Below are 11,024 nucleotides of genomic sequence, written 5' to 3'. Positions count from 1 at the left end.
GTAATGCACTAGACGTAAATCCAAATGAAGTCTTTATACGAGCATTTGCGGAAGATTTCAAATCCCAACAACTGGACCGTATCTTTGATAAATTTGCTTCCTACCAAGTTGAGAACAAACCAACTGAAAAAGACAAACTGTAAAACACAACATTTTAACATTGGTTGTGTTTTTTTTATTGGAAAAAATCAAAACCAGGATGGATGGATACTAAACATAAAAAGAGGAGACGACAAAACAGATACGTATACAGATATGTAATGGCAGACTGGACAATTATGTCGAATTAAGGGTAAATAGATCATCGACCCTTGGTCTAACAGCCTTTTGGATGGTTTGTAAGATGCTTTCAAACGAATCAATTGCTGGAGCATTCTCGTATTCTTGCATCATAAGTCGAATGGTTGCGATATACGTAGCCCGCTGGGCTTGATTGAATGCTAGCGCACACTGAAGAAGCACAGCTACAGACGTTAATCCCGTTTGTGCTTTGCAACCTTTTCCCTCTGTCTTCATCATGATTTTAGACGATTTCCTTACGACTTCGTTAAACGTGCTGCGAGGAATGTTGATCTCTTCACAGATTTGTTTTTGTGTAGCCCACGTAATTGGACTGGAGATGTTGGTTTGTTGGCCAATGTATGCCAGAATATCTGTTTCCCACTCCTCATAATGACTCCGTTTTCGATCTTTTCTCGCTTTTTTAAATTTGTGCCATCCATTCGGGTTGGAATGAATCGTAATAGGTTTCCCACTCCCCCACTCTTCAAGGAGTTGTTGAATGTATGTTGAGTGAGCCCCTTTAAAACGACCTTTATACGCACTTTTTATGATTTTTCTTACTTCTGAATGCTTCAGTGACGAATGTAAGGATGAATTTAATTCATCTAGCAAGTTATACGTCTCGTTTTCTTCTTTTCCAGCACTGTAGCAAGCGAGCGCTAAAGTAAATAATAGATTGTCTCGACCTATTTGCCCTTGATTCCCTCTTACATGTTTCGCAGCTAATAATTCCTGAAACCACTCTTGTTGTGTGACGTCATGAATGGCTTTATGATCTTGTACAACAAATAAACCACGTCCATGGCCATCATCTTGTCTTCTGGACCATTCAATTAAACTCCCAAAATCAAACGTCATTTCTTTTGAAAACCATCTTACGTTATCTTCTTTTGGTATACGGAAAAAGCCAAAGTCGTTACACGAGAGATCGACTCCCTGTAAAATCTTCGCTAGGCTGCGTTTAATATTCTCTGAAATACGTTTGGCCACTTTGAGACCACGAAAATCATTTTTACTCGAAATGAACAGAGGCTTGTCCAATACAAAGTAAGCCTGGAATCCTTTCGGAGTTTCCAAGATGAGGGTTGGCGCACCGATGCATTGATCTAATGCTGCCGTTAGGATCTCAGTGTAAGGTTGTTTTTTTGAATCGATATCGACAACAAACGTATTAATCTGTTGTAAATTTGTTTCTACATGTCCTTTAATATAATTACGTCGATGATTGGTGTAAGTGCCATAGTTAAAAACATTAGGTGTCCAGTGGGATAGTCGGTTACAATCTTCAACCACTGACTCTTTAGAAGTTAGAATATACCCTTTTACTCCACTAGAAGTATGTAAATCTTCTTTTGTACGAGAAACAAAAATACTTCCTTTTTTGTTGTGAGAAGATTCTCTTTTAACAATAGTTTGTTTTGGTAGAGATGCTCGTGAGCCGATTTTTTTGAATTCCATTAATCCATCATGAAGAACTAAGTCGAACATTGATTGTAAATCGTCCATTTCGCACCTCCTACTCTGCAACTAGTTTAAGAAATTACCTAAATCTCTCAATTAGTTACAAAGTATAGAAGAACAAAAACCCTTATACAATAAGGGTTTAAGGGCATTTCTAATATGGTAGACCAGTCTACAAATCTACATGTAGACGCATCTACTCAGTTACAAATCTACATGTAACCAAATCTACATGTAGACCAATCTACAAATCTACATGTAGACCAATCTACAAAAATTAATCTATTTTCATTTTCGTCTCTATGTCAAATATTTTATATTTGAATAAATGAAATATTGTAATCGTTGTTAAATCAATGTTTCAAGGACTTTCAACACATTAAATTACTTGTTTATAAAAACACTATTTAATAATAAAAGTCTACATGTATATGAGTCTACAAATCTACATGTAGACCAATCTACAAATCTACATGTATATGAATCTACAAATCTACAAATCTACATGTATATGAATCTACAAATCTACATGTATACGAATCTACAGTATTTAAAAAAGATGAATTAGCATGCGCTATTTCATCTTCAAGGTTTATTTCGTTTTACTTTTATACAGTTCAAAGATAATTTCATATTGTTTTCTCTCATCTTTAGTTAATATATTTGAATGGTAATCATTAATAAGCAGATCAATGACATCGTCCACGGTCGGAGCAATACCAATAGTCACTAATGCATTTAGTTTATTTTTAGTACTCATATTTACTCGAACGGTTGTTGATTTTTCAGCAATTACATTGCTATTGGTAGCTTTCTTAGGAACGGGAGTGGTATCAGGTTCTTTGTTAGTTTCAAGTTCCTTGATATTAAACGTATTTTTTGGAACAGCCGTTTGGCTTCTTTGAATAAGACCAGGAGACTTTTTTCTAAGTAAATCAGACATCTACAACCTCTCCAATCGTTTCTGTTGAGTTCGATGGGTTAGTTGCTGCATCTAATCGATGGACAAATTCAGTAGCAACTTGTATATAGCTTTCAATAACGTTTTTATCATGCATATCATTTTCAGTGATTCCTGTCATATCGAAACGTTTTAAACGTTCCATCTGTTTAACTACCTTTTGGAAAATATTATGTTCCCCAAAAATCTCTTTCGCTGTGTCTAATGTTTGAATATCTACAGCTGCACCATTTTTCCATAATACCGGGAGAATGCCTAAGATATCTAGATCGGCATCATAATCATCGATAAGCGTTTGAAGATAGGTTGTAAAACCTTCAGCGCCTTGTAAACTTCTTTCTTGCGTTTGTAATACCACAACTACAAAGTTTGATGCATATAATGCTGAATCCGTAATAATAGAGATTGTAGGCGGAACATCAATAAAGATAAAATCATAGTCCCCTTTTAACGGTTCTAATAACTTAGAGAAAAATTGTACTCGATCAATTTCCTTAGGAAATTTCTTTTCTAAAAGTTTCGGGTATTGAGCAAAATCACTAAAACTCGGAAGAAGATATAAGTTCTCTTTTATAGGAGTTACAATGCTACTCAAATCCTCATCCTGAATGGCAGACATTAATGTTTTTTCATATGAGACAATATCATCTTCAATAAGAGCTTTTGTTCTTAGAAATAAACTAGTAGCATTTGCTTGAGGATCTTGGTCACTTACTAACACTTTATAACCCATTTTCGCTAAACAATAAGCAATCATAGTGCTATTCGTAGTCTTTCCAGTACCGCCCTTAAAATTACCAAAAGTTATAACCTGGCATGAATGATTCATTTAAAACCCTCCTCAATTAATATAATTAGCAATGTATGTTTTATGTAAATGTAGACTTGTAGACAAGTGAAGATAACTAATAATTTAAAACTAACACTATTATAATATAAATACAATCATAAACTTCAGTATTCACCTTACATTTAGATGTTTTTTGTTTTTGTATACAAATCTACATGTAACCGGGTCTACATGTAGATTTGTAGATTGGTCTACATGCGAATTAGTTTCTCTAAACGTGTGACAATCAAAGCCCCTCTTTTTTGGCTATTGTTTCTATTGCTAGTTTTAACTATTAGGGGTAGCTCAGCTCTGGATCCGATTATTTTTTATGTCAAAATTCCTTCATGTAGAACCTTTTCAAAAACGTGTTAAATTTCTTGCATCTTCCTCCCCCTGATGTCATTTATATCGACAGAAATCCGATACTAATAAGCTTCTATCATTCAACTTAAAGCAAGAAGAATCCCCTGTAAATTGCACCATATCAGGGTTTTCAAACTCTACCTAAGTAGATATTTCTATTTTTCTACTTAGGTTAGAATTAAGCTCTTTCTCACATAAGTAGATATTTCCACTTACTTTATTTCGAATAATCTTTTAACAAAAGTAAAAATTTATTTTATGGAAAACTAAGAAGGATAAACTTTGTTGTTCATGTGGTTAATAATCACATTATCGAAGCAATCGAAATTGAAGTTTTGGAAGACTAGTAAAAAATCTCATTGGTTAAATAGTTTGCCGATTTCTCCCTGTTTATTTGAGAAATCAGCTTTTTTATTGATAATTGAGTCACCCTTTCTCTGAACTGGAATGTAGACGAATCTACATGTATACAAATCTACATGTAGATTCGGTTACATGTAGATTCGTCATTATATATCCTTACACCAGGGATTGAGTAACCCCCGAATCGTTCACGTTTGCCTAATCCAATTATTAATTTATAATTTTTATGGATGAGGGGTCTAATTAATAATGAAAAATGATAATAAATTAACTCAATTAAAAAACTACGCAATAAAATTAAAACAAGATACATTTGTTCTATATCTTTCTTACAAAGACGATAGAACTCCTTGGTACGCAAAAGCTGTCGCAATCTGTGTTGTAGCATACGCCTTTAGTCCAATTGATTTAATTCCTGATTTTATCCCCGTTTTAGGGTATTTGGATGACCTAATTCTTGTTCCTCTAGGAATCGCTCTTGCCTTGAAATTAATACCGCCTCATGTAATCGAGGAAAACCGGGTAAAGGCTGAAGAGATGAAGAAGAATGGAAAACCAAAGAATTGGTTAGTTGGTACTCTCTTTATAATTATTTGGATTTTGCTCGCAGTTTGGAGTGGGAAATTGATTATTGATCTCATTGCATAAGGATTATTAAAACGCATTATATTTCAAATCAGAAAAAAAGAGAGCTGGATTTCCAGCTCTCTTTTTCAACTTATCAATCCTAAAAGATAAAGAAAAACGTCTACATACTTCTTTCTGTAACCAGTATTTCAGAACCTCTGCTACCACTAGAGCAAGAATAGCTATCCAAGCCAAAATAACATCGATACAAACGCTCAACCGGATATGTTGACATAACACTCGAATTGAGAAGTAATCGATCTCCTATTAACAGGTTCTCTTCTTCATGAAGAAAAAGCTACCATTTTAAGCTAGCCTGTTTCCAATCTATCCACTTTTCCTTAAGAAGATCTATGAATACTGCTAATTAAAACCCCAATTCCTTTCCCCTTTTTTAGACATTTCGGTTTAGATTTCCTTCTTCTAACATAGTTCTTAGGTCCCTCTCAAAACCCCATTTGTCAATAATATTGTATGACTATACAATTCAACTAATCCTTCCTATTTATTTACCTCATCTAGAGAAACTACCATTGGATAGAAGCTTCTACAGAAATTGAACCAAACCTTTAAGGAGGTGAAGGCAAGCTCTGATTCTAGTAGTCTACTTTCAGCAATCTTTTTGGGACTGAATAACTTCTTATTTTTACCTCACCATGATTTTTCTCAGCTTAGCATTATCCGCTAATTACCTTATGGAATAGGAGAATGTAAATGAAAAAGCTAACCATGAAGACGCTTCTAGTTGGATCGATTGCCGCTTCTATGCTATCGGGATCCATTTCTCAAGTTAACGCACTTGGAGCATCTAGGAATGGGACGATATTGGATAAATCAACTGTTGCAATGAGTAATAATGGGACCGGTGATCACGTAATTACGCTCATTACTGGTGATGTCGTAAAAGTTTCTACCCTTAAAAACGGGAAATATATCATCAATGTAGAGCCAGCTAATAAGGATGGGGATGGAGTCAGAGTCCTGACCTTTGGTGAGGATACTTTCGTATTCCCGAATTCTACCATGCCTTACCTGGCAGCAGGAAAACTGGATAAGGACTTATTTAATATTACGAAATTGATTGAATATGGGTATGATGACAAGAATCAGGCAGGATTGCCGGTTATCGTCGAATACGAAGAGACAAAGGCTAGATCTTCCTCCAAAAACATTGCTCCAAAAGGAGCGAAGAAGGTTCGGGAGTTGGAAAGTATTAATGGTGCCGCACTTACTACCGACAAAATGAAAGCGGAAACATTCTGGGAAGATGTCACAGTTCAAAGGGACAATAAAGAACCTGAAAAATCATCACTCTTTAAATATGGAGTAGAAAAAATTTGGCTGGATGGCCGTGTAGAAGCAGCCCTTCATCAAAGTGTCCCTCAAATTGGAGCAAACACAGCATGGGAAGCAGGCTTTACAGGTGAAGGCGTCAAGGTTGCCGTGCTTGACTCCGGAATTGACCCTGGCCACCCGGACCTTGTCGATCAATTGGACGAAGCGGTGAGCTTTGTACCTGGCGAAGAAGTGAATGACAGAAATGGTCACGGAACACACGTTGCCTCCACTGTGCTTGGAACAGGTGCAGCTGATGGAAAATCCAAAGGCGTTGCTCCTGATGCACGCTTACTGGTAGGGAAAGTATTGAGTGATCAAGGATTTGGACAAGATTCTTGGATTATTGATGGAATGGAATGGGCATCTGAGAATGCAAAGATTGTCAATATGAGTCTTGGAACCAGCGAGCCAGGTGATGGCAAAGACCCTATGTCTCAAGCTGTAAATAGACTTAGTGAAGAGAATGGAACACTATTTGTTATCGCTGCCGGTAATAATGGAGCAGAAGGCTCTATCGGCTCTCCTGGTGCTGCAGATTCCGCTTTAACTATCGGGGCTGTGGACAAATCGGATCGGCTTGCATACTTCTCTTCAATGGGGCCTCGCTATGGCGATATGGGTCTAAAACCTGACTTATCTGCTCCTGGTGTAGGGATTGTTGCAGCCCGTTCCCAATTTACATCTGGCAGTGGATATTACTCTAGAAAAGATGGTACATCCATGGCTTCACCACATGTCGCAGGTGCAGCAGCTATCCTTGCCGAAAAACATCCAGAATGGGACGGAAAAGCTTTAAAAGAAGCATTAATGAACACAACAACGAAGCTTGAAGGTTACAAGCCTTACCAGGTGGGAACAGGACGGGTTGATATAGCTGCAGCCTTGGAAACAAAGCTGAGAGCAACTAGCTCCGTATCATTCGGCTTCTTTAAATGGCCTCATGATCAAGCAGCCCCTGTTGAAAAAGTCGTTACCTATACAAATGATAGTGCCGAGGACATCACAGTAGAGTTGGACGCGACATTTACAAATGCAAAGGGTAAAGAAGCTCCATCTGGTATGTTAAACCTTTCTGAAAATACCATCACTGTTCCAGCCAATGGCACAGCGGACGTGAACGTAACACTTGATTCCACCCTTGGTGAAACAGGCTCCCGTTATCAAGGATTTTTAACAGCAAAAGCAAACGGAAAAGTCGTTGTACACACTACTATGGCGATGGTCAAGGAAGAGGAACGTTATCCTCTTACACTAAATGCAACTGACCGTGACGGCTCTGCTGGACTTGCATATGTGGCAATATCCAGCGAGAAAATGGAGCCGTGGGTTTATGCTGTCAATGGTTCATCAGAACTTCGCCTGCCGCCAGGCACCTATTCGGCCATGTCCCTAATGGATGTGGACGTGAACACAGACCACGCTGGTGTAGCCCTTGTAGGTGACCCGGAAGTGAAACTGAATGGACCAAAAACAGTGGAGCTCGATGCAAGAAAAGCAAAAGAAATATCTGTAGAGGTACCGAAGAAAACAGAGGCAAATTACCAACGTATGGAATATCACCGAACAATTGGTGATATGCCCCTGACTAGTCTCTATTTGATGCCGGTTTGGATTGATAAGATGTACGCTGTTCCAACAAAAGAAGTCAAAAACGGATATTTTGAGCAGCTTACTCGCTGGCGCCTAACAAAACCACTTCTGACCATTAACTTTAATGGGAATGAACTGGATGATATTCCATTTTCAGGAAGTGAATTATTGGATGGAAAGTATAACTTATCCACTGTCTATGCCGGAAAAGGCAGTTCAGCTGACTTCGACCGCCTAAAAGCAAAAGGTAAAGCTGTTGTGGTCGATCGAAATGATGAAGTAACCCCTTCTCAACAAGCTTCTGCTGCTGCTACTGCCGGGGCAAAGCTACTGATCATCGTCAACAATGAGGATAAAGAATTTAGTAAATATGCTGGTACTCCAGAGTACACAGTCAACCCGATTGCCGTTGCTGGTATCAGCAAAAAAGAAGGCGACAAGCTTGTAAAAGCTGTACGTTCAGGAAATGTAAAACTGCAAGTAGAAGGAACAATCGATTCTCCATATGTATATGATCTTATGGATGTCCATAAAGGTTCTATACCAAAGGATTTAACCTATGCACCGAAGAATAAAGACCTAGCGACAATCGACAGTCGCTACAATTCCCACATTGAAACAGCAGGTGGAGAATTCCGATACGACTTGCGTCCGCATTCATTTGCAGCTGTAGGCTTCCTGTATAAGATAGCATTACCAAGAGCCCGAACTGAGTATGTTTCGGCAATAGAGGACACAGGCTGGTATCACCAGGCACGTATCTTAGATGCGACATGGGAGATACGTCAACCATTGGCCACTTACACAAAAGGCCAAAAATTAACAGAGAACTGGTTCTCTCCAGTTGTCCGTCCAAGCTTGGGTGAAGGTTACTGGGCTCCTGAGCGCCAAGGCAATCATCTAATGATCAATGTTCCTGCTTTGGCCGATGCAGGAAAAGGAAACACAGGCGGTATTAACGATTATAATATAAAACAAAAAAATCAGACATCTAAATTGTACAAGGGTGATACATTAGTGAGGGAAGGTAAAGGCCAAGCGCTCTATGCAACAGATGTCGCACCAAAAGAACGTACGCAATTCCGCTTTGTTACGGACGCAACACGTGACGCAGATCGCTGGAATACGTCGGTCCGCACTCATACTGAATGGACCTTCTGGACGGAAGCATCAGAGGATTGGAGATACGATCTTCCATTCCTAACTCTGGATTATAAGGTGGACACCGATGTAAATGGGGATGCATTGGCAAACCGTCCTACTAACCTTGAGCTGTCTGTCGGTAAAGTGGAAGGTGCAGTAGGATACGGAAACGTGAAGGATGCCACTTTGGAAGTTTCATTCAATGAGGGCAAAGCGTGGAAAAAAGTGAAGCTTACAAAAGATGGCGACGCTTATGCCGCAACCATTGGAAATCCGATAAACGCAAAATCCGTTTCACTCAGAGCAAGCGCTTGGGATGATGAAGGAAACAAAATTACCCAAGAGATCATCAAGGCTTACGGATTAAGATAATTTTAGTGAAAGATGCCTGCTTTATATAGAGAAAGCAGGCGTCTTTTCTTTTGGTTAGTTAGGTGTGGCGGATGTGAAAAATTGATTTGTTAGAAAGGTGCCTATATGTTAGAATAATCGGGCAGTTTGTTAGAATAGGGTATTTTGAGAACTCCATCCTAGCTCAGAAGGAAGCACATACATTCTTTTTACCCCCGAACAATGCAAAAAACATAAAAACAGAGCTTTTTTTCCTCTTTACAAGCCCATTTTCTGACCAAAACTTAAAGCTTCAGCCACAAAACGTAACCTCTCCATCAAACAAACTGATTATTTGTTCTGAACTTCTCCACAATTGCTCCAGCATAACGATTAGCATTGACCATATCATTGTTGGACATGTAGTAGTCAAATAATTTTACCGCATAAAACTCTTTCGCCATTACATAGCCCATTTTGTCAAAGTGGGGAAATGCCTGGTTCTCCAGATAGTGATAATACTGGTCATCCTCACCTAGAATGGAGTGATAATGCATCGTAAAGAGATGATGAAAGGTGGCGGCCGAAAAATTCCTGCATAACACAAGTCCCTCTTCTACAAGCTTTAGAAGCTTTTCCTTTGGCGTCTTCCCTTCTTTCGTCAAAGCGTTTATGTACCCCTCCAGCGAGCCGACATACTTGGGCTTGGAGGAATTGCGTGCATCCATCGACTTTTTGTAATATTCAGCAGCCTGCTTGAAATAGCCGTGCCGCAAATTCAGATAGCCGAGGTTATGATGCAGCATCGCTTTTTGATGATTGAGCCCATAATCCCCTGTCATATCTATCAATCTATGATATTCACTGCTTAGAAAACGGTAATCCTTCGATTGCTCGAGCTGGATGAGCATCAGCATTTCAGCTTTAATGATACGGGAGAAGCTGCGAATTTTGGTGAAGAAGGCCAGTGCCTTATTCGCATTGAAAAAAGCTAGGGCTCGAGAATTAAGCGAACTATAGGCAACAGCCAAGTCGTAATAATATTCCTGATTGGAGTATTGCTCCAGACTGATTTGACCTAGAAAAGAGATGGCACTGACATAGTCATACTTCACGGTCAGATGGAAAATCCCCTTTATGTGCAACAACATATTTTCGTCATAATTAGATAAACCTGTCCAAACATCCATCTCCTCTATTAGAGCCTGCGCTGATGTAAACTCGCCAATAGACAAGTAGTATCTGGTGAGCACAAGGGTGTAGGATCGATAAAAATCCTGAATATATAAAAGGTTAATTCCATCAAGCTGCCTTTTTATACTATCCGCCTTTGTCTGCAGTTCCTTCACAATGGCATCATGCCACTCCTTTAATAAGGATTCCACCCTCCTGTAATTTAACACTTCCCTTTCCATATCAATTCCTAGTCTTTGAGATAATAATAGAATAGTTTCATCCGATACTTCTGTAAGCCCCCGTTCTATTTTACTGATATGAGTACTGGAGGAAATTCCTTCCCCTAGGTCCTTTTGCTTCATTTCTTGTTGTTCGCGATAGAATTTGATTATCTTTCCTTCCAGCATGATTCCCATCCCCTAAGCGTCCCTCCTTAAGCCATGACGGCATAGATAAAACCAAGATGAATATTATTTTGGACATCTTATACACCTCAAAGTAAGTTTAAGTGTATTATTCCCATTCTTATTAGTATTATCAAATTAATTTTTCTTGTTC

At 38.7% G+C, this 11,024-nt stretch carries 6 protein-coding genes; 2 read left to right on the top strand and 4 right to left on the bottom strand.

Translation table 11 applies throughout. The features are described from left to right. Positions 1 to 276 precede the first annotated feature (276 nt). The 3 genes from AC1DOS_RS13640 to AC1DOS_RS13630 form a co-directional block, all read right to left on the bottom strand. Positions 277 to 1,788 carry a primase C-terminal domain-containing protein gene (locus tag AC1DOS_RS13640; protein WP_477537945.1) on the bottom strand — a complete coding sequence of 504 codons (1,512 nt, stop codon included), beginning with the start codon at positions 1,786 to 1,788 and terminating at the stop codon, positions 277 to 279. Between the two features lie 547 nt (positions 1,789 to 2,335). Beyond that, positions 2,336 to 2,686: a DUF5388 domain-containing protein gene (locus AC1DOS_RS13635; protein ID WP_477537944.1), complete on the bottom strand. Its 351-nt coding sequence runs from the start codon at positions 2,684 to 2,686 to the stop codon at positions 2,336 to 2,338. Continuing rightward, a complete protein-coding gene (locus AC1DOS_RS13630; RefSeq protein WP_108587785.1) occupies positions 2,679 to 3,533 on the bottom strand; it encodes a ParA family protein in 855 nt (284 codons plus the stop codon). Before AC1DOS_RS13630 ends, AC1DOS_RS13635 begins: the two co-directional genes overlap by 8 nt. Positions 3,534 to 4,511: 978 nt before the next feature. On the opposite strand from AC1DOS_RS13630, the gene AC1DOS_RS13625 reads away from it, so the two are divergent. Continuing rightward, on the top strand, positions 4,512 to 4,910 hold the full coding sequence (locus AC1DOS_RS13625; protein ID WP_477537943.1) for a YkvA family protein: 399 nt from the start codon (positions 4,512 to 4,514) through the stop codon (positions 4,908 to 4,910). Positions 4,911 to 5,603: 693 nt separating this feature from the next. Further along, positions 5,604 to 9,332, top strand: coding sequence for a S8 family serine peptidase (locus AC1DOS_RS13620; protein ID WP_477537942.1), 3,729 nt, complete (start codon positions 5,604 to 5,606; stop codon positions 9,330 to 9,332). Positions 9,333 to 9,628: 296 nt separating this feature from the next. Here the strand turns inward: AC1DOS_RS13620 and AC1DOS_RS13615 are convergent, their stop codons facing one another. After that, complete coding sequence (locus AC1DOS_RS13615) at positions 9,629 to 10,873, bottom strand: helix-turn-helix domain-containing protein (protein ID WP_477537941.1); 1,245 nt, start codon at positions 10,871 to 10,873, stop codon at positions 9,629 to 9,631. Between the last annotated feature and the right edge of the window lie 151 nt (positions 10,874 to 11,024).

This window comes from Paenisporosarcina sp. P5_A11, from assembly GCF_056400705.1.
This window is presented reverse-complemented; position numbering and strand designations above follow the sequence as displayed.